The organism is Burkholderia gladioli (genome assembly GCF_000959725.1).
Taxonomy (GTDB): domain Bacteria; phylum Pseudomonadota; class Gammaproteobacteria; order Burkholderiales; family Burkholderiaceae; genus Burkholderia; species Burkholderia gladioli.
The window spans coordinates 4,322,447-4,347,481 of record NZ_CP009323.1 but is presented as its reverse complement, the minus strand read 5'-3'; the positions used below and the strand labels follow the sequence as shown (position 1 = coordinate 4,347,481).

At 69.4% G+C, this 25,035-nt stretch carries 23 protein-coding genes; 10 read left to right on the top strand and 13 right to left on the bottom strand.

All coding sequences use genetic code 11. From position 1 onward, the window contains the following. Positions 1-62: 62 nt before the first annotated feature. Complete coding sequence (aceB, locus tag BM43_RS36045) at positions 63-1,655, bottom strand: malate synthase A (protein ID WP_036050830.1); 1,593 nt, start codon at positions 1,653-1,655, stop codon at positions 63-65. 104 nt (positions 1,656-1,759) lie between these two features. Further along, positions 1,760-2,503, bottom strand: coding sequence for a haloacid dehalogenase type II (locus BM43_RS36040; protein ID WP_017920954.1), 744 nt, complete (start codon positions 2,501-2,503; stop codon positions 1,760-1,762). A 136-nt stretch (positions 2,504-2,639) separates the two neighbouring features. Here BM43_RS36040 and BM43_RS36035 point away from each other — a divergent pair, with 136 nt between their 5' ends. Continuing rightward, entirely contained in the window at positions 2,640-3,542 is a 903-nt protein-coding gene (locus tag BM43_RS36035) for a LysR family transcriptional regulator (protein WP_036050834.1), read from the top strand. A gap of 216 nt (positions 3,543-3,758) precedes the next feature. Then, positions 3,759-4,196, top strand: a complete 438-nt coding sequence (locus BM43_RS36030) for a universal stress protein (protein WP_025099312.1) — start codon at positions 3,759-3,761, stop codon at positions 4,194-4,196. A gap of 247 nt (positions 4,197-4,443) precedes the next feature. Here the strand turns inward: BM43_RS36030 and aceA are convergent, their stop codons facing one another. The 3 genes from aceA to BM43_RS36015 all read right to left on the bottom strand — a co-directional run bounded on the left by aceA (position 4,444) and on the right by BM43_RS36015 (position 8,482). Then, positions 4,444-5,751 (bottom strand): isocitrate lyase, encoded by a 1,308-nt coding sequence (aceA, locus tag BM43_RS36025; RefSeq protein WP_013698544.1) that lies wholly within the window; start codon positions 5,749-5,751, stop codon positions 4,444-4,446. 373 nt (positions 5,752-6,124) lie between these two features. Continuing rightward, on the bottom strand, positions 6,125-7,699 hold the full coding sequence (locus BM43_RS36020; RefSeq protein ID WP_013698542.1) for a DEAD/DEAH box helicase: 1,575 nt from the start codon (positions 7,697-7,699) through the stop codon (positions 6,125-6,127). Positions 7,700-8,212: 513 nt separating this feature from the next. Further along, positions 8,213-8,482 carry an acyl-CoA-binding protein gene (locus BM43_RS36015; RefSeq protein ID WP_013698541.1) on the bottom strand — a complete coding sequence of 90 codons (270 nt, stop codon included), beginning with the start codon at positions 8,480-8,482 and terminating at the stop codon, positions 8,213-8,215. Between the two features lie 160 nt (positions 8,483-8,642). On the opposite strand from BM43_RS36015, the gene tsaB reads away from it, so the two are divergent. Genes tsaB through BM43_RS35995 form a run of 4 tightly spaced genes read left to right on the top strand, consistent with a single transcriptional unit; the run spans position 8,643 to position 11,914 of the window. Beyond that, positions 8,643-9,419, top strand: coding sequence for a tRNA (adenosine(37)-N6)-threonylcarbamoyltransferase complex dimerization subunit type 1 TsaB (gene tsaB, locus BM43_RS36010; protein WP_036039827.1), 777 nt, complete (start codon positions 8,643-8,645; stop codon positions 9,417-9,419). Next, positions 9,416-9,913, top strand: a complete 498-nt coding sequence (gene rimI / locus BM43_RS36005) for a ribosomal protein S18-alanine N-acetyltransferase (protein WP_013698539.1) — start codon at positions 9,416-9,418, stop codon at positions 9,911-9,913. The genes tsaB and rimI overlap by 4 nt, the downstream gene beginning before the upstream one ends. Further along, positions 9,900-10,964 carry a uracil-DNA glycosylase gene (locus BM43_RS36000; RefSeq protein WP_036050838.1) on the top strand — a complete coding sequence of 355 codons (1,065 nt, stop codon included), beginning with the start codon at positions 9,900-9,902 and terminating at the stop codon, positions 10,962-10,964. Before rimI ends, BM43_RS36000 begins: the two co-directional genes overlap by 14 nt. Beyond that, positions 10,961-11,914, top strand: a complete 954-nt coding sequence (locus BM43_RS35995; protein ID WP_036050840.1) for a DUF1853 family protein — start codon at positions 10,961-10,963, stop codon at positions 11,912-11,914. Before BM43_RS36000 ends, BM43_RS35995 begins: the two co-directional genes overlap by 4 nt. Positions 11,915-11,993: 79 nt before the next feature. Here the strand turns inward: BM43_RS35995 and thiD are convergent, their stop codons facing one another. Both thiD and lplT read right to left on the bottom strand, forming a co-directional pair. Beyond that, positions 11,994-12,806 (bottom strand): bifunctional hydroxymethylpyrimidine kinase/phosphomethylpyrimidine kinase, encoded by an 813-nt coding sequence (thiD, locus tag BM43_RS35990; protein WP_036050843.1) that lies wholly within the window; start codon positions 12,804-12,806, stop codon positions 11,994-11,996. Between the two features lie 100 nt (positions 12,807-12,906). Continuing rightward, on the bottom strand, positions 12,907-14,214 hold the full coding sequence (gene lplT / locus BM43_RS35985; RefSeq protein WP_013698535.1) for a lysophospholipid transporter LplT: 1,308 nt from the start codon (positions 14,212-14,214) through the stop codon (positions 12,907-12,909). 211 nt (positions 14,215-14,425) lie between these two features. Here lplT and alr point away from each other — a divergent pair, with 211 nt between their 5' ends. From alr to BM43_RS35970, 3 genes are all read left to right on the top strand, one after another. Further along, complete coding sequence (gene alr, locus BM43_RS35980; RefSeq protein WP_036050844.1) at positions 14,426-15,496, top strand: alanine racemase; 1,071 nt, start codon at positions 14,426-14,428, stop codon at positions 15,494-15,496. 10 nt (positions 15,497-15,506) lie between these two features. Further along, positions 15,507-16,883, top strand: coding sequence for a DNA repair protein RadA (radA, locus tag BM43_RS35975; RefSeq protein ID WP_036050846.1), 1,377 nt, complete (start codon positions 15,507-15,509; stop codon positions 16,881-16,883). Between the two features lie 131 nt (positions 16,884-17,014). After that, positions 17,015-17,278 (top strand): DUF2866 domain-containing protein, encoded by a 264-nt coding sequence (locus tag BM43_RS35970; protein ID WP_013698532.1) that lies wholly within the window; start codon positions 17,015-17,017, stop codon positions 17,276-17,278. A 139-nt stretch (positions 17,279-17,417) separates the two neighbouring features. On the opposite strand, the gene BM43_RS35965 is transcribed toward BM43_RS35970, so the two are convergent. Beyond that, positions 17,418-19,343: an ATP-binding cassette domain-containing protein gene (locus tag BM43_RS35965; RefSeq protein WP_036050848.1), complete on the bottom strand. Its 1,926-nt coding sequence runs from the start codon at positions 19,341-19,343 to the stop codon at positions 17,418-17,420. 189 nt (positions 19,344-19,532) lie between these two features. Between BM43_RS35965 and BM43_RS35960 the strand changes: the two genes are divergently transcribed. Further along, entirely contained in the window at positions 19,533-20,018 is a 486-nt protein-coding gene (locus BM43_RS35960; protein ID WP_036050850.1) for a glutathione peroxidase, read from the top strand. 31 nt (positions 20,019-20,049) lie between these two features. Here BM43_RS35960 and cls read toward each other — a convergent pair whose 3' ends face one another. The 5 genes from cls to dapD form a co-directional block, all read right to left on the bottom strand. After that, entirely contained in the window at positions 20,050-21,489 is a 1,440-nt protein-coding gene (gene cls / locus BM43_RS35955) for a cardiolipin synthase (protein WP_036050854.1), read from the bottom strand. Positions 21,490-21,646: 157 nt separating this feature from the next. After that, positions 21,647-22,585, bottom strand: a complete 939-nt coding sequence (gene prmB, locus BM43_RS35950; RefSeq protein WP_036050857.1) for a 50S ribosomal protein L3 N(5)-glutamine methyltransferase — start codon at positions 22,583-22,585, stop codon at positions 21,647-21,649. An 11-nt stretch (positions 22,586-22,596) separates the two neighbouring features. Next, positions 22,597-23,736, bottom strand: coding sequence for a succinyl-diaminopimelate desuccinylase (dapE, locus tag BM43_RS35945; RefSeq protein ID WP_036050860.1), 1,140 nt, complete (start codon positions 23,734-23,736; stop codon positions 22,597-22,599). A gap of 100 nt (positions 23,737-23,836) precedes the next feature. Beyond that, complete coding sequence (locus BM43_RS35940) at positions 23,837-24,193, bottom strand: arsenate reductase (RefSeq protein ID WP_036050862.1); 357 nt, start codon at positions 24,191-24,193, stop codon at positions 23,837-23,839. Then, positions 24,193-25,020: a 2,3,4,5-tetrahydropyridine-2,6-dicarboxylate N-succinyltransferase gene (gene dapD / locus BM43_RS35935; protein ID WP_013698525.1), complete on the bottom strand. Its 828-nt coding sequence runs from the start codon at positions 25,018-25,020 to the stop codon at positions 24,193-24,195. Before dapD ends, BM43_RS35940 begins: the two co-directional genes overlap by 1 nt. Between the last annotated feature and the right edge of the window lie 15 nt (positions 25,021-25,035).

Genomic DNA, 25,035 nt, shown 5'->3' with positions numbered 1-25,035 from the left:
ACGGCACGCCCGTTTTTCGTTCCGGTGCGGGCCGGTTGTCGCCGGTCCGCGTCACGCCAGGCTCAGATCTCCTCGTAGAGCGGCAGCGTCAGGAATTCGGTGAAGGATTCCGAGGTGGACATGCTCTCGAAGATCGCGGCGGCGCGCTCATAGGGCTGGGTATCGCCCGCCACCACCTGCTTGACCTTGTCGAGCTCGACCTTCGCGTACTCGCGCACCATCTCGGCCGTGACCTTGCGGCCGTCGTCGAGCACGCCCTTCGGCGAGCGGATCCATTGCCAGACCTGCGAGCGCGAGATCTCGGCGGTGGCCGCATCCTCCATCAGGTTGTGGATCGGCACGCAGCCGTTGCCGGCCAGCCAGGAGCCCAGGTAGTGGATCCCGACGTTGATGTTGTTGCGCAGGCCCGCCTCGGTGATCGGCGCTTCCGGCTGGAAGTCGAGCAGGTTGCGGCCTTCGATCTGCACGTCGTCGCGCTGCTTGTCGATCTGGTTCGGGCGATCGCCCAGCACCTTGACGAATTCCTCCATCGCGATCGGCACCAGGCCCGGGTGCGCGACCCAGCCGCCGTCGTAACCGTCGCCGGCATCGCGCGCCTTGTCCGAGCGCACGCCGCCCATCGCCTTGTCGTTCGCTTCCGGATCGTTCTTGATCGGGATCAGCGCGCTCATGCCGCCGATCGCCGGCGCGCTGCGCTTGTGGCAGGTCTTCAGCAGCAGCAGCGCGTAGGCGCGCATGAAGGGCACCGTCATGGTGATCTTCGAGCGGTCGGCCAGGCAGAACTCGCGGTCGTTCTTGAACTTCTTGATGGCCGAGAAGATGTAGTCCCAGCGGCCGGCGTTGAGGCCCGAGCTGTGCTCGCGCAGCTCGTACAGGATCTCGTCCATCTCGAAGGCGGCCAGGATGGTCTCGATCAGCACGGTGGCGCGGATCGTGCCGCGCGGCACGCCGATCGCCTCCTGGGCGGCCACGAAGATGTCGTTCCAGAGGCGCGCCTCCAAGTGGCTTTCCATCTTCGGCAGGTAGAAGTAGGGGCCCGAGCCGCGCGAGAGCAGTTCCTTCGCGTTGTGGAACAGGTAGAGCGCGAAGTCGAACACGCCGCCCGAGACGCGCTGGCCGTCCACCGTGACGTGCTTCTCGTCGAGGTGCCAGCCGCGCGGGCGCACGATCAGCGTGGCCACGCGCTCGTTGAGCCGGTACGACTTGCCGTTCTGCTCCAGCGAGATGGTCTTGCGCACCGCGTCGAACAGGTTGATCTGGCCGTCGAGCTGGTTGGTCCACACCGGCGCGTTCGAATCCTCGAAGTCCGTCATGTAGGAGTCCGCGCCGGAGTTCAGCGCGTTGATGATCATCTTGCGCTCGACCGGCCCGGTGATCTCGACGCGGCGGCATTGCAGGTCGGCCGGCAGCGGCGCGACCTTCCAGTCGCCGTCGCGGACCGCCTGGGTGTCCGCGAGGAAGTCCGGGCGCTCGCCGGCGTCCAGGCGCCGCGTGCGCTCGGCGCGCAGCTTCAGCAGTTCCTGGCGGCGCGGCTCGAAGGCACGGTGCAGCCGGGCGACGAGTTCGAGCGCCTCGGGCGTCAGGATCGCGTCGTAGCCGGGGCGGATCTCGCCCGTGATCGCCATGCCTTGCGGCAGCTTCAGCGTGGTCGTCATGTGTTTCTCCTTGGTCGGTCAGTGCGAATTGCGTAAAGCGAATTGCGGAAAACGGATTACGAGAATCGAGATGCGCGAGGCGAAATCGACAACGGAAAACGACGTCAGGCGCCCGGGCCGGGGCGTGACGGCGGGGTGGCGGCGCCGGCCACGAAGGCCAGCAGGTCATCCATGCGCGCGCCGGTGCCGGCCGGCGCGACGCCGAGTTCCTCGCGCGGCGCGCCGCCGCGGTTCAGCCAGAAGGTGGTGTAGCCGAACCAGCCGGCGCCGGCCGCGTCCCAGCCGTTCGAGGAGACGAACAGGATCTCGCGCGGCGCCGCGCCGAAGGCCTCGGTGCCGAGCCGGTAGGCGGCCGCGGCCGGCTTGTAGGCGCGCACCGTTTCCACCGACAGCACGCGGTCGAACAGGCCCGCCATGCCGGCGCTTTTCACGGCGATGTCGAGCATGCGCGAATCGCCGTTCGAGAGGATCGCCAGGCGCGGCGCGCCGGGCAGCTCGCGCAGCCGGCGCAGGGCCGGCACGGTATCGGGATAGGTGGACAGGCAGGCGTATTCGTCCATCAGCCGCTTCTCGGCGGCCGCGCCGAGTTCGAGGCCGAGCGAGCGGCCGGCATGGCGCAGCGCGTCGAGCGTGATGTCCCAGAACGGGCGGTAACGCGCCCCCTCGGGATCGGACAGCGTGCGCAACTGGGTGTATTCGATCTGCTTGCGGCGCCACAGCTGGGACAGGGCATCGCCGCGCCCCGGAAACAGTTGCTCGGCCGCGGCGACCACCGCGTGCACGTCGAACAGCGTGCCGTAGGCGTCGAACAGGATGGCTTTGGGGGAGAGTGTCGTTATGGCCGACATAGCCGTGCGCTCCAGGTAGAGGTCGGAATCGATTCTATTCGTGATTCGGGAGGTTGGAAAAGACGCTTTCCATCACTTGATCTTTTACTTTTACCAACCTAATCTGGCCGGCATCATCGATTTCCCCGCGTGAGACATGGACCGCTTCAAGCAGATCGAGACCTTTATCGCGGTGGCCGGCAAGGGCAGCCTGTCGGCCGCCGCCCATGCCGAGGGCGTGGCGCCCGCCATCATCGGCCGGCGGCTCGACGCGCTGGAGGAGCGGCTCGGCGTGAAGCTGCTGTTGCGCACCACCCGCAAGCTGACCCTGACCTTCGAGGGCTCGGCCTTCCTGGAGGACTGCCAGCGCGTCGTGCACGACATGCAGAACGCCGAGGCCAGCGTCTCGGCCGGCGGCGTGAAGGCCAGCGGGCACCTGCGCGTGTCGGGGCCGGCCGGCTTCGGGCGCCGCCATGTCGCGCCGCTGGTGCCGGCCTTCACCGCGGCGCATCCCGACGTGACGATCACGCTCGATCTGTCCGATCGCATGGTCGACCTCGTCAACGAGGGGTTCGACTGCGCGGTGCGGCTGGGCGAGCTGCCCGATTCCTCGCTGGTCTCGCTGAAGCTGGGCGAGAACCGGCGTGTGTGCGTCGCCGCGCCCGCCTACCTGGCGCGCGCCGGCACGCCGCGCACGCTCGACGAGCTGGCGCGCCACCACTGCCTGGCGCTGGCCGCGAACGCGAACCAGCAGCGCGGCTGGGCCTTCCAGCAGGACGGGCAGATCGTCTCGATCCGCGTGGCCGGCCCGATGGAATGCTCGGACGGCGCGGTGCTGCACGAGTGGTGCCTCGAGGGCCATGGCCTGGCCTGGCGTTCCTGGTGGGAGGTGGGCGCCGATATCGCGGCCGGGCGCCTGGTGAGCGTGCTCGACGAGTTCGCCGCGCCGCCGATCGGGATCCACGCGGTGTTCCCGCAGCGCCGGCATCTGCCCTTGCGCGTGCGCTTGTTCCTCGACTTTCTCAAGCACACCTACGAGCGGCCCGGTTACTGGGGTTGAGGGGCGTGCAAGGCGCGATGCCGCCGAATCTGGGGTTGGATCGGGGACTAAATCCAAAGCGCGGCGCCTGTCGATGCCCCGCGTTTCCGATATCAGGACGAACCCTCTGCCACGGCGGCGCGGCCGCCACCGCGACCTACAATCCATCGGATGGAGGCCGCCACGGCGCCCCCGCGGGTCGTGCGGGCTGCCGCGGCTTGATCGACGGAGGGCGCCATGTTCAAGCACATCCTGGTTCCGACCGACGGGTCCGAGTTGTCGCGCAAGGCGATCGACGGCGCGATCGATCTCGCGCAGACGGTCGGCGCGCGCGTGACCGCCTATGCGTGTCTGCCGCAATATCCGTATTCCCCGTTCGCGGCCGAGGCGATGGTCGAGCCGCCGGCCGAATTCCGCGAGCGCAGCGAACGCGAGGCGCACGCGCATCTGGAGGAAGTCGAGGGCTGCGCGCGTCGCGCCGGCGTCGCCTGCGACAGTTGCACCAGCCTGCATCCGTCGCCCTACCTCGGCATCATCGAGGCGGCGGAGCGCGGCGGCTGCGACGTGATCTTCATGGCCTCGCACGGCCGACGCGGGCTCGGCAGCCTGCTGATCGGCAGCGAGACGCAGCGCGTGCTCACGCATACGAAAATCCCGGTGATCGTCTATCGGTGACGGGCGCCCCGGCAAGCCGGGCTGCCCCTGAATGAAAGACCGCGCGCCAGGGCCGGCGCGCGGTTCGTAACGGCCTGGCGATACCGTGCCCGGTGTCGCCGGTGCCGGGCGCGTGCATGGCACGCCCGGCTTGTGGTCTGTCGCGGCGCGGTGGACCGCGCCTTTGTCGTCATCGCTCCCTGATCGCTGCCCGGGCGGGGCGGGACGAATCGTCCGGCCCCGCCTTCCTGCTGAACACGAAACCGGCTCAGGCGACCTTCTTGCCGTCGAAGAACTGTTCGTCCTCGGTCGAGCCGTGCAGCGCCGTGGTCGAGGCTTCGCGCTCGACCGTCTGGGTCACCGCGTCGAAGTAGCCGGTGCCCACCTCGCGTTGGTGCTTGACGGCCGTGAAGCCCTTGTCGGCGGCGGCGAACTCGGCCTGCTGCAGCTCCACGAAGGCGCTCATCTGGGTGCGGGCATAACCGTGCGCGAGGTTGAACATCGAGTAGTTCAGCGAGTGGAAGCCGGCCAGCGTGATGAACTGGAACTTGTAGCCCATCGCGCCGAGCTCCTTCTGGAACTTGGCGATGGTCGCGTCGTCGAGGTTCTTCTTCCAGTTGAAGGACGGCGAGCAGTTGTACGAGAGCATCTTGCCCGGGAACTGCTTGTGGATCGCCTCGGCGAACTTCTTCGCGTACTCGAGATCGGGCTTGCCGGTTTCGCACCAGACCAGGTCGGCGTAGGGCGCATAGGCCAGGCCGCGCGAGATCGCCTGCTCGATGCCGGGGCGCGTGCGGAAGAAGCCTTCGACGGTGCGCTCGCCGGTCAGGAAAGGCTTGTCGTTCTCGTCGATGTCGGACGTGATCAGGTCGGCGGCTTCCGCGTCGGTGCGCGCGATCAGCACGGTCGGCACGCCCATCACGTCGGCGGCCAGGCGCGCGGCGCTGAGCTTGGCGACGTTCTCGCGGGTCGGCACCAGCACCTTGCCGCCCATGTGGCCGCACTTCTTGACCGAGGCGAGCTGGTCCTCGAAGTGCACGCCCGAGGCGCCGGCCTCGATCATCGCCTTCATCAGCTCGAATGCATTGAGCACGCCGCCGAAACCGGCTTCCGCATCGGCCACGATCGGCGCGAAGTAGTCGACGTAGCCTTCCTCGCCGGGGTTCTTGCCTTCCGACCACTGGATCTGGTCGGCGCGCGTGAGCGTGTTGTTGATGCGCTTGACCACCAGCGGCACCGAGTTGGCCGGGTAGAGCGACTGGTCGGGGTACATCTCGCCGGCCACGTTGGCGTCGCCCGCCACCTGCCAGCCCGACAGGTAGATGGCCTTGAGGCCCGCCTTGACCTGCTGCATGGCCTGGTTGCCGGTCAGCGCGCCGAGCGCGTTGACGAAGGGCTCCTCGTTGATGAGGCTCCAGAGCTTTTCCGCGCCGCGCTGGGCGATGGTGTGCTGGACCTCGATCGAGCCGCGCAGGCGGATCACGTCCTCGGCGGTGTAGCCGCGCTTGATGCCCTTCCAGCGCGGATCGCTTTCCCACTTCTGCTGCAGTGCCTTGGCCTGTTGTTGACGCGACATGATGAGTCTCCTTGAGAACGTGAATCGGTGAGGGATACGAGTCCTGGGTTCGCGATCGCGAGGCGGGCGGTGCATCCGGCGCTTCGTTTCGTGAACTCTTGTATAAGAGTCTAGGGAAGCGTCCGGCGCGGCAACAGCGGCTTTGGTGGGCTCCTCTAAAATATTTACTTGTTGTTAATCAATGGCTTGAATGATTCGTTTCGCGATGAGAAACGTCTTTTTCCATCTCGCAATCCCCCGGCTTGTGCCACGCAGCATGATTTTTTACGAGACAAAAAAATTTTCCGCATCGTGAAATGTCAGCGACGGGCGAAAAAAAACCGGTGCCGAAGCACCGGTCTTGTCTTGCCTGGGGCGCGCGAGGCGCCTGGGCTCAGGCTGCCGAGCCGCGACGCGGGCCGCGCGGGGCGTCGCTGCGACGGTTGCCGCCGTAGCCGCCTTCGCGGTTGCCGCCGCCGTTCGAGGGCTTGCCGCTCCAGCCGCCGCCATTGCCGCTGCCGTAGCTGCGGCCGCCTTCGCGATTGCCGCCGCCGTAGCCGCCTTCACGGCTGCCGCCCGGCTTGCCGCCGAAACGGCGACCGCCGTTGCCGCCGCCCGGACGGCCACGGCTCGGGCCGTTGCGCGGGGGAGCCTTGCGCGGCTCGAAGCCTTCGATCACGTTGACCGGCAGCGGCGAACGCACGAAGCGCTCGATGCGCTTGAGGGCGCCCTGTTCGGCGTGGTGCACCAGGCTCACCGCGATACCCGAGCGGCCCGCGCGGCCGGTACGGCCGATGCGGTGCACGTAGTCCTCGGCGAACTTCGGCAGGTCGTAGTTGAAGACGTGCGTGATGCCGGGGATGTCGATCCCGCGCGCGGCCACGTCGGTGGCCACCAGCACGCGCACGCGGCGCTCGCGCAGCGCGCGGATGGTGCGGTTGCGCGCGCCTTGCGGCAGGTCGCCGTGCAGCGCGGCCGATTCGAACCCGGCATCGGCCAGGCGGCCGGCCAGTTGGTCGGCGTCGATCTTGGTGGCGGTGAAGATGATCGCCTGGTCCAGCGCGTCGTCGCGCAGCAGGTGGTCGAGCAGGCGATCCTTGTGGTCGCGGTCGTCGACGTAGTGGACCGTCTGGGCGATGTTGGTGCGCGCCTCCATCTTCTGGACGATCTCGATGCGCTCCGGATCCTTCAGCAGGCGGCTGGTCAGCGAGCCGATCTTGCCGTCCAGGGTGGCCGAGAACAGCATGGTCTGGCGCGAGGCCGGGGTGGCCGCGACGATGGTCTCGATGTCGTCGATGAAGCCCATGTCGAGCATGCGGTCGGCTTCGTCGAGCACCAGCATCTTCAGCTCGGACAGGTCGATGCGGCCGCGCTCGAGGTGGTCGAGCAGGCGGCCCGGCGTGGCGACCAGGATTTCCGGGTTCTTCGCCAGCAGCATCAGCTGCTGGCCATAGGCCACGCCGCCGAGGATGCTGACCGTGCGCAGGCGGCGCAGGTGCTTGCCGTAGGTCGAGGCGGCGGTGGTGACCTGCATCGCCAGTTCACGCGTGGGGGTCAGCACCAGCAGGCCCGGGCGGGCCACCGGCTGCGGGCGACGCTGGCGGCGGTCGGCCGATTGCGGCTCGCGCGGCGCGCGCGGTTGTTGCGCCTGGGTCTTCTGCAGTTGCGCGAATCGCTCGATCGCGGGCAGCATGAAGGCGGCCGTCTTGCCGGAGCCGGTCGGGCTCGACACCAGGAGGTCGCGGCCCGCGATGCCGGCGGGGATCGCGCGCTGCTGGACCGGGGTCGGCTTCACGTAGCCGGCGGCCTCCAGGGCGGAGACGATCTCCGGCGACAGCCCGAGCGACGCGAAGCTCGGTTCGCCGTCGTCGGGCTGCGCAGCCTCGATGGGCGCGGCAGCGGCGTCGGTCAGACCGAGTGCCTGGTCGGCAATCGCGTTGAGCGGGCTTTGGGGTTGGCTCGAAGTCATATCAATCCTTGAAACACGGTGGGTGAAACGTCGGCGCCAATCGTGCATGCCCAAGTCGACAATGCATCGAGCAAATCGGGAACGTGACAGACGTCCGCGTTCGAGGAACGCAGACTCACTCACGGGTGCGTTAGAAGCTGTTTCGGGTGCGGCACGCGGCGGAGATCCGGAAGTCGGAATTCGCCGAACACGCCGCCAGCCTGATACTTTGATGGCCGCGAAGGGCCCAGAGAGGCAGGAGGGGACAGGTTCTAAACTGGATTGGAGCGAAACGTACGAGGCGTCAAAACGGGGCTGGATGACCAGCCCATACGTGACGCGAAGCGGATTATAGAGGGATTTGCTGCAGCGCGCCACTGCTATCGTGGCGTATTTGTGAAATGCCGGCGCGATGCCGGCGAATTCGATACGTTTCGTTACACGTTTGTCCCGCTTCGGCGGCGATTCGGCAGCCGCCCGGTGCCACGGGCAAGGCGGCACCAGCCGCGAGGCGGCGGGCGCCGGCGACGTGCCTCAGGAGGCGGCGCCGCTCTTCAGGTCTTCCACCAGCTGCACGTACTGCTTCTGGGCCTCTTCCTGCGAGGTGCCCTTCAGCGCGGCCCAGGCGTCGTACTTGTACTTGCCGACGATGTCGGTGAAGCCGGGCTTCTCGCCATTGACGTCGCCTTCGCTACCTTGCTTGTACAGCGCGTAGAGACGCAGCAGGGTCATGTTGCCGGGCTTCTCGCTCAGTTGCTTGACGTCCACCAGCGCTTGCTCGAACTGGGCTTGGATATCGCTCATCGGGTGTCTCCGAGGGGTTTTCAGGTCGGCAGATGGTAGCAAGCGTCGCCGCCGGGCGGGTCGAGCGATCCTTCCAAACCGGCTGGCCGCCGCCCCGGCCGATCGTGATGTGCCGGCCGCCGGTTTCGAAACGCCCGTGCCGGCGGGGTGCCGCATTACAATGTCGGCCATGACGCAAACCGTGCTCCTCGCCATCGATACCTCGACCGAATTCTGCTCGGTCGCCCTGATCGCCGCCTCCGACGCGGCGCCTGCTTCCACCGCCCCGCGCATCTGGTTCCGCCACGACGAGACGGGCGCCGTCTCCAGCACGCGCGTGCTGCCTGCCGTGCGCGAACTGCTCGACGAAGCCGGCTTCACGCTGGCCGATTGCGCCGCGATCGCCTTCGGCGCGGGGCCGGGCTCGTTCACGGGCCTGCGCACCGCGACCGGCGTGGCGCAGGGCCTGGCTTTCGGCCGCGGCTTGCCGGTGGTGCCGATCGGCACGCTGGCCGCCTGTGCCGAGCACGCGCGGCTCAACGCGCTGGCCGCTGGCGCACCGGCGCCGACGCGCGTGCTGGCCGCGCTCGATGCGCGCATGGACGAGGTCTACTGGGCCGACTATGCCTGGGACGAAGCCGCCGGCGATTGGCGCACGCTGCAGCCGGCCGCGCTCGACGCGCCGGGCCTGCTGGTTGCGCCCGCCGAACCGTTCACGCTGGCCGGCAACGCGGCCGCGGCCTTCGGCGAACGCCTGCCGCTGGCGGCGCTGGCCGCCCATGTCGACGGCGCGGCGCTGCCGCACGCGGTGCCGGTCGCGCAGCTCGCGCTGCGCGCGTTTCGCGCCGGCCGTGTGGTGCCGGCCGACCAGGCCGCGCCCGAATACGTGCGCAACAAGGTCGCGCAGACCACCGCCGAGCGGCTCGCCGAGCGTGCCGCCCGGGAGGGCGGCCGATGAGCGGCGTGCTGATGACCGACCGTTATCTGGCGCCGATGACGGACGCCGACCTCGACGAGGTGGTCGAGATCGAGAAGGCCGCCTATGAATTCCCGTGGTCGCGCGGCAACTTCGAGGATTCGCTGCGCAACGGCTATTTCGGCGTCTGCATGCGGCACGTGACGGGCACCCTGGTCGGCTACTGCGTGCTGATGCCGGTGGTCGACGAGATGCACCTGCTCAATCTGTGCGTGGCGCCCGCCGCGCAGCATGCCGGCTGCGGGCTCGCGCTGCTGCGCGAGGCGACGCGCATCGCGCGCGCCGAGCGGCTCGACGGCATGCTGCTCGAGGTGCGACCGTCCAATCCGCGTGCGATCCGGCTCTACGAACGCTTCGGCTTCGAGGTGGTCGGGCGCCGCAAGAACTATTACCCGGCGAAGCACCGCACGCGCGAGGACGCGATCGTGATGCGGCTGTCGCTCGATATTCAGGGAGGCACGCATGAGCTGGCTTGACTCGGCGCTCGACGAGATGGGGCTCGGGCCGCGCTGGGTGCGGCGCGGGCAGGGGACGGCACCGGCCGTGGCAGGCGAGGGCGAGGTGCAGGCCGGCGCCGCCGTGGCGGCGCGCCCGGAGGCGCTCGGCGATCGGCCCATCCTGGCCGGCTCGCCGACGGCGAGGGCCGATGAGAGGCTGCCTCAGGCGGCCGCGCGCGAGGAGCGCGCCGCGCCTGAATTCGTCAGCGAGCCGCTTCGCCCGGCGCCCGGCGCGATGCGTCCGTCCGATTCCGTCGCGCCCGACATGGTTGCGCGCGCACCCGATGCGGCACCGGCCGCTCGCGACGAGCCGCCCGCGCCCGCCATGAAGGCGCCGGCCGAGGAAGCCCCGCCGTTCGACGATCCCTCCTGGTTCGACCTCGCGCCCGCGCCCGACGCGCCGCCGCCCGGCTCTGCGCCGCTGCCCTCGGCGCAGCCGGCCGCGGCGCTCGCTTCGGTCGCCGATCTCGGCTGGGACGAACTCGAGGCACGCGTGGCCGACTGCCAGCGCTGCCGGCTCTGCGAGAAGCGCACCCAGACCGTGTTCGGGGTCGGCGATCGCGAGGCCGACTGGATGCTGGTCGGCGAGGCGCCGGGCGAGAACGAGGACAAGCAGGGCGAACCCTTCGTCGGCCAGGCCGGCAAGCTGCTCGACAGCATGCTGCATGCGCTCTCGCTGGAGCGCAGCAACAACGTCTACATCGCCAACGTGATCAAGTGCCGCCCGCCCGGCAACCGCAATCCCGAGCCCGACGAGGTCGCGCGCTGCGAGCCCTACCTGCAGCGGCAGGTCGCGCTGGTCAAGCCGAAGCTGATCGTGGCGCTGGGCCGCTTCGCCGCGCAGACGCTGCTGAAGTCCGACGGCAGCATTGCCTCGATGCGCGGGCGCGTCCACCAGTACGAGGGCGTGCCGGTGATCGTCTCCTACCATCCCGCCTACCTGCTGCGCAGCCTGCCGGACAAGTCGAAGGCCTGGGCCGATCTGTGCCTGGCCCGCGATACCTTCGGCAAGGCCACGGGCGGCGCATGACCGACGCCGCGCGGTCCGCACCGTGGGTGGGGCTGCGCGACGCGGCGGTGCGCGATCTGGGCTGGCTGCTGGCCAGCGCCGACCTGCTCGCCGCCTCCGCCGAGGCGCCGCTCGCGCGGCCCTGGGCGGATCGCGAGGAAGCCGCGCGCGTGCTGGCCTGGCTGGCCGCGCTCGACGCCGACCCGGCGCCGCTGCGGCAGGCCGTGGAAGCGGCGCGGCCCACCCGCCTGGGCCGCTATGCCGAAACCCTGCTGGCCTTCTTCGCCGCGCAGGCACCGTGCTGGCGCCTGGTCGCCGCCAACCTGCCGGTGCGCGTGAGCGGGCGCACGCTCGGCGAATGCGATTTCCTGCTGGTCTCCCCGCAAGGCGAGCGGCTGCACTGGGAACTGGCCGTCAAGTGCTACCTGTGCGCGGCCACGGCCGGCGCGGCGGCGCTGAGCGACTATGTCGGGCCCAACCTGGCCGATCGTTTCGATCTGAAGTACCGGCGCCTGGTCGACCATCAACTGCCGCTCACCGAACGCGAGGAATTCGCCTTCACCGGGCAGGCCGGCCCCTGGGCCGCGAGCATGTTCGTGAAGGGCTGGCTGTTCTATCGCGACGGCGCGCAGCCGTTGGCGCCGGCCGCGCTCGATGTGGCGCATTCGCGTGGCTTCTGGGCCGCCCGCGGCGATTGGCCGGCGCTGGTCGCGCGCCAGCCGGCCGGCACGCGCTGGGTGGTGCTGCCGCGGCTGGCCTGGCTCGCGCCGCGTCGGCTCGAGGCGGACGACCCGCTGCAGCCGGTCGAGGCGCCGGCGCTGTTCGAGGCGGTCCTGGCACGCGAGGCGCCGTCGCTGGTGGCGGCCCTGACGCAAGGCGAGGACGGCGCCTGGCACGAGATCTCGCGCGGCTTCCTGGTCGACGACGCGTGGCCGTCGCGAGCCTCGGCCTTCGCCGGCGCGGGACGATAAAAAACGCCGCGATCGACGCGGCGTTTTTTTTGATTCGGCCGATCGCGGCAGCGACCATCGCCAGGCGTTCGCCGGCTGCTCACCACCACCGATGGAAATGATGGACCGGCCCGACGCCGTGCCCGACCTCGAGCCGCGTGCTGGCGGCGATCGCCTCGGCCAGGTAGTGCTTGGCGTCGATCACCGCGTCGGCCAGCCCGGCGCGTTGCGGGCGCAGCGCGGCGATCGCGGCCGACAGCGTGCAGCCGGTGCCGTGCGTATGGCGCACGGGGATCCGCGCGCCGTCGATGCGCAATTCGCCCTCGGCGCGGATCAGCCAGTCGGGGCTTTGCGCCGCGTCGGGCAGGTGGCCGCCCTTCATCAGCACCGCGCGCGCGCCGCGTGCCAGCAGCGCGCGGCCCTGCTCGACCATTTGCGCCTCGTCGGCGGCCTCCTCGCAGCCGAGCAGGGCGGCCGCCTCGGGCAGGTTCGGCGTGACCAGGTCGGCCAGCGGCAGCAGCCTGTCGCGCAGCGCGGCCACCGCCTCGGGCGCCAGCAGCGCGTGGCGGCTCTTGGAGATCATCACCGTGTCGAGCACCACGAAGGGCGGCGCGTGGCGCGCGAGCGCCGCGGCCACCGCCTCGACGATGGCCGCGTTGGCGAGCATGCCGATCTTCACCGCGTCGATGCGGATGTCCTCGAACACGGCGTCGAGCTGGGCCGTCACGAAGGCCGCCTCGGGCGCGTGCACGGCGCTCACGCCGCGGGTGTTCTGCGCGGTCAGCGCGGTGATCGCGCTGGCGCCGTAGGCGCCCAGCGCGGAGAAGGCCTTCAGGTCGGCCTGGATGCCGGCGCCGCCGCCGGAATCGGAGCCGGCGATGGTCAGGGCGTGCGGGATCGGGGAGAGGGTCATCGCGTCGGGGCCGGCCGGGCCGGCATGGCGGAGGGAGCGGCGATCGCGGCTGCCCCGGCGCGCCGCAGGTGCCGCCGCGCGAGGCGCCGCATCCGGAAATTCAGTGCCGGCTCTCGCCGATCAGCGCGACCGAGTCGAACTGGCGCTGGTTCGCGAGATGGCGGCGCATCACCAGCCACATGGTCAGGCAGACGAAGGTGCCGAACAGCACGATCACCACGCCGACCGGCACGTCGAGCCAGACCAGCACGGCGTACAGGCAGAGCATCACCAGCACCGACAGGTTCTCGTTGAAGTTCTGCACCGCGATCGAGTGGCCGGCCGACATCAGCACGTGGCCGCGATGCTGGAGCAAAGCGTTCATCGGCACCACGAAGAAGCCCGACAGCGCGCCGACCAGCATCAGGAACAGGTAGGCGACCACCAGGTAGCCGGGCACGTGCATGCGCCCGACCTGCAGCACCCAGTGATGGGGCAGCAGGTCGCGCGTGTAGAAGGCCATCATCATCACGGCCACGCCCATCATGATGCCGACCGGCAGCACCTTCAGCGATTTCTTGAGCGGGATCTTGCTGGCCGCGGCCATCGCGCCGCCGGCCACGCCCAGCGCCACCACGGCCTGCAGGATCGCGCCCTCGGACAGCGACATGCCCAGCGAGACCTCGGCCCACTTCAGCACGATGAACTGCAGGGTCGCGCCGGCGCCCCAGAACAGGGTGGTGACGGCCAGCGAGATCTGGCCGAGCTTGTCGCGCCAGAGCACCACGAAGCAGTCGGCGAAATCGGTGACCAGGCGCCAGGGGCCGTGCTGCTGCTGCGGGTAGCGCGCGCCGGTATCGGGGATGCGCAGGTTGAACAGCGCGGCGACCACGTAGATCGCCATGATCACCAGCATCGCGGCCTCGGCCGGGGTGTTGATGGCCGCCGGCGTGTAGGCGATCACGTGGGCGGCGATGTGCGGGCTGATCAGCGCGCCGCCCAGCACGGTGCCGAGGATGATCGAACTGACCGTGGTGCCCTCGATCCAGCCGTTGGCGGCCACCAGCCGGTCGGGCGGCAGCAGCTCGGTGAGGATGCCGTACTTGGCGGGGGAATACGCGGCGGCGCCGAAGCCGACGATGCCGTAGGCGATCAGCGGATGGGCGCCGAACAGCATGATCAGGCAGCCGATCACCTTGATCGAGTTGGTGATGAACATCACGCGGCCCTTGGGCCGGGAATCGGCGAAGGCGCCGACGAAGGCGGCCAGTACCACGTAGGACAGGACGAAGAACAGCTTGAGCAGCGGAATCATCCAGTTCGGCGCGTGCAGATCTTTCAGCAGGGCGATGGCGGCGATGAGAAGCGCACTGTCGGCCAGCGAAGAGAAAAACTGCGCGGCCATGATCGAGTAAAAACCTTTTTTCATCTGAAGCGATGCTTTCCTCGCTGCGGCTCGGCCGCAGGGGCCGTGCAATCGGACTATCCCGTGCAAAATAGGTTGTGCGCACGGCTTTATATCATGAAAATACGGCAAATCCGACTAGCAAGAATCCCCGATCGTTCCGGCTTTGTCACGGCACCGAGCCCACAAGGTGCGGTAAGCTGCTGATTCGCCTGCGTGTTTATGAAATTTCCTTATGCCGCGCCCGATTTCCGCCACGATTCACACCGCCGCACTTGTTAACAATCTCGCGGCCGCGCGCCGCTTCGCCCCCCGCTCGAAGGTCTGGGCGGTGGTCAAGGCCAATGCCTACGGGCATGGCCTGGCGCGCGCGTTCCCGGGCCTGAGGAGCACCGACGGCTTCGGCCTGCTCGACCTCGAGGAGGCGGTGAAGCTGCGCGAACTGGGCTGGGCGGGGCCGATCCTGCTGCTAGAAGGCTTCTTCCGCTCGACCGACGTCGACGTGATCGACCGCTACAGCCTGACCACCACGGTCCACAACGACGATCAGCTGCGCATGCTCGAGACGGCCCGCCTGTCCAAGCCGATCAACATCCAGCTCAAGATGAACAGCGGCATGAACCGGCTCGGCTACGCGCCGGACAAGTATCGTGCCGCCTGGGAGCGCGCCCGCACCTGCCCGGGCATCGGCCAGATCACCCTGATGACGCATTTCGCCGACGCCGACGGCGAACGCGGCGTGGCCGACCAGATGGCGGCCTTCGAGCGCGGCGCCGAGGGCATCGCCGGCGCGCGCAGCCTGGCCAATTCGGCCGCCGTGATGTGGCATCCCGAAACCCACGGCGACTGGGTCCGCCCCGGCATCCTGCTGTACGGCGCCTCGCCCTCGGGGCGCGCCGCCGATATCGCCGGCGCCGGCCTGCAGGCGGCCATGACGCTCGGCTCCGAGCTGATCGCGGTGCAGAACATCGCCAAGGGCCAGGCGGTCGGCTACGGCGGCGCCTTCGTCGCGCCGGCGCAGATGCGCATCGGCGTGGTGGCCTGCGGTTACGCCGACGGTTATCCGCGCATCGCCCCGGAGGGCACGCCGATCGTGGTCGACGGCGTGCGCACGCGGATCGTCGGCCGGGTCTCGATGGACATGATCACGGTCGACCTCACGCCGGTGCCGGGCGCCGGCATTGGCGCGCGCGTCGAGCTGTGGGGCCAGGCGCTGCCGATCGACGACGTCGCTGCATCGTGCTCGACGGTCGGCTACGAGCTGATGTGCGCGATCGCATCGCGCGTGCCCGTGCGCGCGGAATAAGGGCGGGCTCGTGGCGAAACAGAAAACGGTCTATATCTGCACCGAATGCGGCGGCCAGTCGCTGAAATGGCAGGGCCAGTGCCCGTCCTGCCATGCCTGGAACACGCTGGTCGAATCGGCCGCCGAAACCCCTTCGCAGCACCGCTTCCAGGCGCTCGCCAAGAGCGCGCCGGTGCAGCGCCTGGCCGATATCGACGCGGCCGACGTGCCGCGCTTTTCCACCGGCATCGGCGAGTTCGACCGCGTGCTCGGCGGCGGCCTGGTGGCCGGCGGCGTGGTGCTGATCGGCGGCGACCCCGGCATCGGTAAATCCACCCTGTTGCTGCAGTCGCTGGCCCAGCTGGCCAGCCAGCGCCGCGCGCTCTATATCAGCGGCGAGGAATCGGCCGCGCAGATCGCCCTGCGCGCCCAGCGCCTGGCCCTGCTCGATCACGGCGGCGACGCCGCCGATCTCAAGCTGCTGGCGGAAATCCAGCTCGAGAAGATCCAGGCCACGATCGCCGCCGAGCGGCCCGACGTGGCCGTGATCGACTCGATCCAGACCGTCTATTCGGAAGCGCTCACCTCGGCGCCCGGCTCGGTGGCCCAGGTGCGCGAATGCGCGGCCCAGCTCACGCGCATCGCCAAGCAGTCGGGCACCGCGATCATCATGGTTGGCCACGTCACCAAGGAGGGGGCGCTGGCGGGCCCGCGCGTGCTGGAGCACATCGTCGACACGGTGCTGTACTTCGAGGGCGACACGCATTCTTCCTACCGGCTGGTGCGGGCCTTCAAGAACCGCTTCGGCGCGGTCAACGAGCTCGGCGTGTTCGCCATGACCGAGCGCGGCCTGCGCGGCGTGTCCAACCCGTCCGCGCTGTTCCTCTCGCAGCACGAGGAGGTGGTGCCGGGTTCCTGCGTGCTGGTCACGCAGGAGGGCTCGCGGCCGCTGCTGGTGGAGGTGCAGGCGCTGGTCGACACCGCCAACGTGCCGAATCCGCGGCGCCTGGCGGTGGGCCTGGAGCAGAACCGGCTGGCCATGCTGCTGGCCGTGCTGCATCGCCATGCGGGCATCGCCTGCTTCGACCAGGACGTGTTCCTGAACGCGGTGGGGGGCGTCAAGATTACCGAGCCGGCCGCCGACCTGGCGGTGCTGCTGGCGATCCATTCGTCGATGCGTAACAAAGCGTTGCCGAAGGGCCTGGTGGTGTTCGGCGAGGTCGGGCTGGCCGGCGAGATCCGGCCTTCGCCGCGCGGCCAGGAGCGTTTGCGCGAGGCGGCCAAGCTGGGTTTCACGATGGCGCTGATTCCCAAGGCCAATGCGCCCAAGCAGCCGATCGAGGGGCTCACCGTGATGGCCGTCGAGCGCATCGAGCAGGCCATCGACCGCGTGCGCGGCCTCGAATGAGGGCCCGCCGGGCCGCTCGCGCACGGTAACTCCATGTAACGTTTCAGGGCGCGGCTGTAACTCGTCGCGCGGGTGTTTTCCCCTATGCTTGGCCGCAATGCGTCCCGCAGGTGTGAAAGGAAGGACCCGCCTTGAAACCGTCCCAGCAAGCCATCGACCAGCGCCTCTACAACCTGCGCGGCTGCCGCGTCTCGGAGCCGATCCGGCCACCCTTCGGGGGCGGCTGCCGGATCGTCGAGTGGGTCGACGACGAGGGGAGGATCGCGCGGCGCGTGGTGGCCGAGCACGTGACCGAGGCCGAGGTGGCCGCCACGATTCGCCAGCCGCTCGCCGGCCGCCGCTACCTGATGCACGACGACGAGCAGATGCCGCGCGAGACCCTGCCGCGGCGTTGAGGGCAGGGCGCCGCGCCCGTCGGTGGCGTGGCCGGGATGCTTCGGTATCCGATCGATCGGCGTGGCCGCGGACGAGGCGTGAGCCGCATATGCCACGCTCGTCGCATCGGCCGGGGCGTGCGCCCTGGCCGCGCGGCCTTCAGCCGATCTGCTCGAGCTGTTCCTGCACGTCGAGCCAGTCGAGCTCGAGCGCCTCGAGCCGGCCGGTCACCTCGCCGAGCTTGCGGATCGCCTCGGTCAGCTCGCTCTTCTTCTCGGCCGCGTAGCTGCTGGGGTCGGCCACGAAGCCGTCGAGCCGCGCCTTCTCGGCGTTGAGCGTCTCCATTTCCTTCTCGAGCTTGTTGATCCGCGATTGCAGCGGCTTTTTCAGCTGCGACAGACGCTGGCGCGCCTCGGCTTCCTGGCGCTTCTGGTCGCGGCGGTTGGCGCCGCCGGCGCCGTCGGCCGAGGCTTCGCCGCGCGCCGCGGCGCGCTGCTCGGCGGCGTGCTGCAGCAGCCAGTCGCGATAGTCGTCGAGATCGCCGTCGAAGGGCTGGATGCGGTGCCGGGTGACCAGCATGAACTGGTCGGTGGTGGCGCGCAGCAGGTGCCGGTCGTGCGAGACCAGGATCAGGGTGCCGTCGAACTGCGCGAGCGCCATGGTCAGCGCGTCGCGCGTTTCGAGGTCGAGGTGGTTGGTCGGCTCGTCGAGCAGCAGCAGGTTCGGCTTGAGCCAGATGATCAGGGCCAGCGCCAGGCGCGCCTTCTCGCCGCCCGAGAACGGTGCGATCGGCGAGGAGGCCATGTCGCCCGAGAAGTTGAAGCCGCCGAGGAAGTCGCGCAGCTCCTGCTCGCGCGTGTCGGGCGCGAGGCGCGCCAGGTGGGCGAGCGGCGAATCGTCGGGGCGCAGCGTCTCCAGTTGATGCTGGGCGAAATAACCGATCGTCAGGCCCTTGCCGCCGCGCACCTCGCCCGCCAGCGGCGCGAGCGTGCCGGCCAGGGTCTTGATCAGGGTCGACTTGCCCTGGCCGTTGGCGCCGAGCAGGCCGATGCGCTGGCCGTTCTGGATCGACAGCGTGACGCGCTCGACGATCGGCAGCGCGCCGCCGTCCTCGCCGCGGTAGCCGCATTGCACGTCCTCCATCACCAGCATCGGATTGGGTGCCGAATCGGGCGTGCGGAACTCGAAGCTGAAGGCCGAGGCCGCGTGGGTGGGCGCGAGACGCTCCATCTTCTCGAGCGCCTTGACGCGGCTTTGCGCCTGCTTGGCCTTGGAGGCCTTGGCCTTGAAGCGGTCGATGAAGCTCTGCAGGTGCTCGATGGTCTTCTGCTGCTTCTCGTAGGCGCTCTGCTGCAGCGCCAGGTGCTGCGCGCGCAGCACCTCGAACTGCGTGTAGTTGCCGCCGTAGCGCTTCACCTGGCGGTTCTCCAGGTGCAGCGTGACGTTGCAGATCGCATCGAGGAACTCGCGGTCGTGCGAGATCACCACCAGGGTGCCGGCGTAGCGGTGCAGCCAGTCCTCCAGCCAGACGATCGCGTCGAGATCCAGGTGATTGGTCGGTTCGTCGAGCAGCAGCAGGTCGGAGCGGCACATCAGCGCCTGCGCGAGGTTCAGGCGCATGCGCCAGCCGCCCGAGAAATTGGCGACGCTCTCGCGGGTCTGCGCCAGCGTGAAGCCGAGCCCGAGCAGCAGCGCCTCGGCGCGCGCCGGCGCGGTGTAGCCGTCGGCGTCGGCGAACGCCGCGTGCGCCTCGGCCTCGGCCGCGCCGTCATGCGCGGCGGCCGCCGCGGCGATGCGCGCCTCGATGCGGCGCAGCGCGACGTCGCCGTCGAGCGTGTAGTCGAGCGCGTTGCGATCGACCGCCGGGGTTTCCTGCGAGACGTGCGCGATCTGCCAGGACGGCGGCATCGAGACGTCGCCGCCGTCGGCATGCAGCTCGCCGCGCAGCACCGAGAACAGGGTGGACTTGCCCGCGCCGTTCGCGCCGACGAGGCCGGCCTTCTCGCCGGGGTTGAGGGCGAAGGTGGTGCCCTCGAACAGCGGCTTGGTACCGCGCGAGAGACTGAACTGGTTGAAACGGATCACGACGGGAAGGGCTGGAGAAAACCGCTATTCTAGACTGCCAGCCGGGCGCGGGGGCCGCCGCGCCGTCGAGGCGCCGCCGGGGGCTGTCCGTTCGGACGATTCACGCGCCGCGCCGGTTTCGCATAGACTGCCGCGATGGCGTCGAGCACGCCCGATCCAATCCACCGAAACCGAGCCTGGGAGCAAGCCATGTCGACCGATACCGTCTATTCATTCAACGCGAAAGCGCTCGGCGGCGAGGACGTGTCGCTCGATCGCTATCGCGACCGCGTCCTGCTGATCGTCAATACCGCCAGCGAATGCGGGTTCACGCCGCAGTACGCGGGCCTGCAGCAACTGCACGAGCGCTTCGGCAGCCGCGGCCTGGCGGTGCTGGGCTTTCCCTGCAACCAGTTCGGCGGCCAGGAGCCCGGCGACGCGGCGCAGATCGGCGCGTTCTGCGAGCAGCGCTTCGGCGTCAGCTTCCCGCTGTTCGAGAAGATCGACGTGAAGGGCGAGCAGGCGCATCCGCTGTTCCGCTGGCTGACCGAGGAGGCGCCGGGCCTGCTCGGCACCAAGGCGATCAAGTGGAATTTCACCAAGTTCCTGGTCGGCCGCGACGGCAAGGTGGTCAAGCGCTACGCGCCGCAGACCAAGCCCGAGGAGATCGCCGCCGATATCGAGGCGCTGCTCTGATCCTCGTGCCGCGGCGCTTCGCGCGCCGCGTTCAGAGGATCGGCGCGAACAGCCGCGCCACGTGCATCAGCACGCGCCGCCAGGCGCCGGCGCGCCGCACCTCGCCCAGGTCGACCTCGTCGGCCGCGGCGAAATCCTGGCTCAGCATCGCGTCGACGTCGGCCGCGAAACCGGCGTCGACGGTCAGCACCATGATCTCGAAGTTCAGGCGGAACGAGCGGTTGTCGAGGTTCGCGCTGCCCACCGCGGCGGCCGAGCCATCGATCAGCACCACCTTCTGGTGCAGGAAACCCTGGCGGTAGCGGAAGATCCGCACGCCGGCGTCGATCAGGTCGCGCGCGTAGAGCTTCGAGGCCTCGAACACCACGTAGTGGTCGCGCCGGCTCGGGATCAGGATGCGCACGTCCACGCCGCGCATCACCGCCAGCTTCAGCGCCGCGATCACCGCCTCGTCGGGCACCAGGTAGGGCGTGGTGATCCAGACCCGCTCGCGCGCGGCGTGGATCGCCTCGACGAAGAACAGCGAGCCGGTTTCCTGCTTGTCGGCGGGGCCCATCGGCACCACCAGGCAGTGCATGTCCTCCTCGTCCAGCGGCGCCGCAGGCGGCGAGTCGACCGGCAGCGACTGCGTGGCCCAGTGCCAGTCCTCGGCGAACACATAGCGGATATTGGCCACCACCGGCCCGCGCAGCTCGATGTGGGTGTCGCGCCAGGGCGAGAGCCGCGGGTTCGCGCCCAGGTATTCGACGCCCACGTTGTGGCCGCCCACGAAGGCACGCTCGCCGTCCACCACCACGATCTTGCGGTGGTTGCGGAAGTTCAGCTGGAAGCGGTTGACGAACTGCTGGTTGGTCGCGAACGGATGGACCTCGACGCCGCCGGCGCGCAGCGCGTTCACGTAGCGATGCGGCAGGTCGAAGCTGCCGATGCTGTCGTAGAGCAGGTAGCAGCGCACGCCGCGCCCGGCGCAGGCGATCAGCGCGTCGCGCAGCATGTCGCCTAGCGTGTCGTCGCGCACGATGAAGAACTGCACGATCACGCAGTGGCGCGCGGCCTCGATCGCGCCGAGGATCGCCGCGAAGGTCGCCTCGCCGTTCACCAGCAGCCGCACCGCGTTGCCGCCCACGAAGGGCATCCCGCCCAGGTGGGTCAGCGCGCGCACCGGCGCCAGGCCCAGCGCGTCGGCCGGCACGCCCAGCGAGCTGCCGTGCGTGTCCCAGCTGGAGGGGCGCGAGCGCGTGCGCAGCGCGGCCGTCTCGCTGCGGCGCGCGTCGACATAGCCCGAGAACTTGCTGCGGCCGAGGAACAGGTAGGGGATCAGCGTCAGGTAGGGCATCGCGGTCAGCGAGACCGCCCAGGCGATCGCGCCCTGCGAGGTGCGGGTATTGAGGATCGCGTGGCAGGCCGCGATCACCCCGAGGATGTGGGCGATCGCGATGAGGGTGCCGAGATGGAGCCAGTCGAGTTGCATCGGTGCTTGGAGTTCCGGGTGGTGCGTGGCGGCGGATTTGCCGCGTGACGCAACTTGGCGATCGACCCGAGCGGCCCGCGATACGGCGGCAGGCTCGCCCGGGCCGTTCGGCTGGTCCCCCGGGCCGCCGTGCCGGGCCGGGGGACCAGCGCGGGATTCAGGCCGCGTGCGGCAGGTCGGCGGCGTGGATCAGGAACACGCAGTCGTCGCCGGCGCTGGTCGGCAGCCAGATCAGGTCCAGGCCGCCGAAGGCCGCCTCGACGTTGTGACGCTCGTTGCCGATTTCCACCACCAGCACGCCGTCCTCCTTGAGCCACTTCTTCGCCTCGCGCAGGATGCGGCGCACGATGTCCATGCCGTCGTCGCCGCCGGCCAGCGCCATCTCGGGCTCGTGGCGGTATTCGTCGGGCAGCGCGGCCATCGAGTCGGCGTTCACGTAGGGCGGATTGCTCAGGATCACGTCGTAGCGCAGCTCCGGGTCGGCCAGCCGCTCGGTGGGCAGCGGCGCGTAGAGATCGCCGTGATGCAGCGCGATGCGATGGTCGAGCCGGTAGTCGCTGATGTTGATCTCGGCGACTTCCAGCGCGTCTTCCGACAGGTCCACCGCGTCGATCTCGGCATGCGGGAAGGCCTCGGCGGCGAGCACCGCCAGGCAGCCCGAGCCGGTGCAGAGCTCGAGCACCGCGCCCACCTGTTCCGGGTCGGCCACGTAGGGCTGCAGGCCGTCGTCGAGCAGCTCGCCGATGAAGGAGCGCGGCACGATCACGCGTTCGTCGACGTAGAAGCGATGGCCGTGCATCCAGGCCTCGTTGGTCAGGTAGGCGGCCGGCAGGCGCTCCTCGACGCGCCGCTCGAGCTGGGCGAGCACCGCCTCGATCTCCTCGGGCAGCAGGCGCGCGTCGAGGAAGGGGTCGAGCGTGTCGAGCGGCAGGTGCAGCGTGTGCAGCACCAGGTAGACGGCCTCGTCGTAGGCGTTCTCCGAGCCGTGGCCGAACGTCAGGCCGGCGGCGGAAAAGCGCGAGACGCCGTAGCGGATCAGGTCGCGGGGCGTGCCGAACACGGCGGCGGGCGTGGCAGGGGTGGCGGGCGTGGTCATGGCGGCCTCCGTCAGGCGATCAGTTGTTCGAGCACGCGGCGGTAGACGTTCTTCAGCGGATCGATGAAGCGCAGCTCGACATGCTCGTCGATCTTGTGGATCGAGGCGTTGGGCGGCCCGAACTCGATCACCTGCGGGCAGATCCGCGCGATGAAGCGGCCGTCCGAGGTGCCGCCGGTGGTCGACAGCTCGGTCTCGACGCCGGTTTCGTCGTGGATCGCCTTCGCCAGCGCGATCGAGAGGTCGCCGCGCGGCGTGAGGAACGGCAGGCCGCTGATCGACCACTTCAGTTCGTAGTCGAAGCCGTGCTTGTCGAGGATCGCGTGGACCCGCGCCTGCAGGCCCTCCACCGTGCTGGCGGTCGAGAAGCGGAAGTTGAACAGCAGGGTGACGTGGCCCGGGATCACGTTGGTCGCGCCGGTGCCGCCGTGCAGGTTCGAGACCTGCCAGGTGGTGGGCGGGAAGTATTCGTTGCCCTCGTCCCAGCGCTCGGCGGCGAGCTCGGCCAGTGCCGGCGCGAGCAGGTGGATCGGGTTCCTGGCCAGGTGCGGGTAGGCGATATGCCCCTGCACGCCCTTGACGATCAGTTCGCCCGACATCGAGCCGCGCCGGCCGTTCTTGACCATGTCGCCGAGCGTGGCCGAGGAGGTCGGCTCGCCGACGATGCAGTAGTCGAGGCGTTCGCCGCGCTCGCCGAGCGCCTCCACCACCTTGACGGTGCCGTCGGTGGCCGGGCCTTCCTCGTCGCTGGTGATCAGCATCGCGATCGAGCCGCGGTGCTGCGGATGCGCGGCCACGAACTCCTCGCTGGCCACCACGAAGCCGGCCAGCGAGGTCTTCATGTCGGCCGCGCCGCGGCCGTACAGCTTGCCGTCGCGATGCGCGGGGATGAAGGGCGGCGAGGTCCATTGCTCGAGCGGGCCGGTCGGCACCACGTCGGTGTGGCCCGCGAACGCGAGCAGCTTGCCGTCGCGGCCCTCGGTGCCGCGCTTGACGGCCCACAGGTTGGTCACGCCGTGCGAGGCGATGGTCTCGCACTCGAAGCCGATCGCCGCGAGGCGCTCGATCATGATCTGCTGGCAGTGTTGATCGTCGGGCGTCACGGACGGGCGCGCGATCAACTGTTCGGTAAGGGCTAGGGTGGCTGACATGGTTCGGACCACTTTCGATGAAAAATGCCGGCGCGACGGCCGGCAGGTCGGGGCGCGCAAGCCGCGTGGCCGGCGCGCCCGGTGCTTCGTGATGCGTGCCTCAGGCGCCGAACAGCGCGGCGTACTGGTCGGAGACGAAGCCGACTGCCTTCACGCGGCCGTCGACCTCCACCACCGGCCGCTTGATCACCGAGGGCTTGTCGAGCATCAGCGCGATCGCGCCGGCTTCGGTCTCGGCGCTCGCCTTGACCTCGTCGGGCAGGGCGCGCCAGGTGGTGCCGCGGCGGTTGACGAGGGTCTCCAGCGGCACGTCCTTCAGCCAGCCCTTCACGATGGCGGCGGTCAGGCCCGCCTTCTTGAAGTCGTGGAAGTCGAACGCGACGCCGTGTTCGTCCAGCCACACGCGGGCCTTCTTCACGGTATCGCAGTTCGGGATGCCGTAGACGACGGTCGTCATCAGTCGCCTCGCAGCAGTTCGTTCAGGCCGACCTTGGCGCGCGTCTTGGCGTCGACCTTCTTGACGATCACGGCGCAGTACAGGCTGTGCGAGCCGTCCTTCGAGGGCAGGTTGCCGGCCACCACCACCGAGCCGGCGGGGATGCGGCCGTAGCTGATCTCGCCCGTCTCGCGGTCATAGATCTTGGTACTCTGGCCGAGGTAGACGCCCATCGAGATCACCGAGTTCTCCTCGACGATCACGCCTTCCACCACTTCCGAGCGCGCGCCGATGAAGCAGTTGTCCTCGATGATGACCGGGTTGGCCTGCAGCGGCTCGAGCACGCCGCCGATGCCGACGCCGCCCGACAGGTGGACGTTCTTGCCGATCTGCGCGCAGGAGCCGACGGTGGCCCAGGTGTCGACCATGGTGCCTTCGTCGACGTAGGCGCCGATGTTGGTGTACGAGGGCATCAGCACCACGTTCTTCGCGATGAAGGAGCCGCGGCGCGCGACGGCCGGCGGCACCACGCGGAAGCCGCCCGCGGCGAAGTCTTCCGCCGTGTAGTTGGCGAACTTCGAGGGCACCTTGTCGAAGAACTGCGAGTAGCCGCCGGCGGCCATCGGCGCGTTGTCTTCCAGGCGGAACGACAGCAGCACGGCCTTCTTCAGCCACTGGTGCACGATCCATTCGCCGTTCTGCTTCTCGGCGACGCGCAGCGAACCGCGGTCGAGTTGCTCGATGGCGTGCGCGACGGCCTCGCGGACCTCGGCGGGCGCGGCCTTGGGCGAGAGCTCGGCTCGGTTTTCCCAGGCGGTATCGATGATTTGCTGAAGTTGTTGCGACATGTTGGTTGCTTCGCT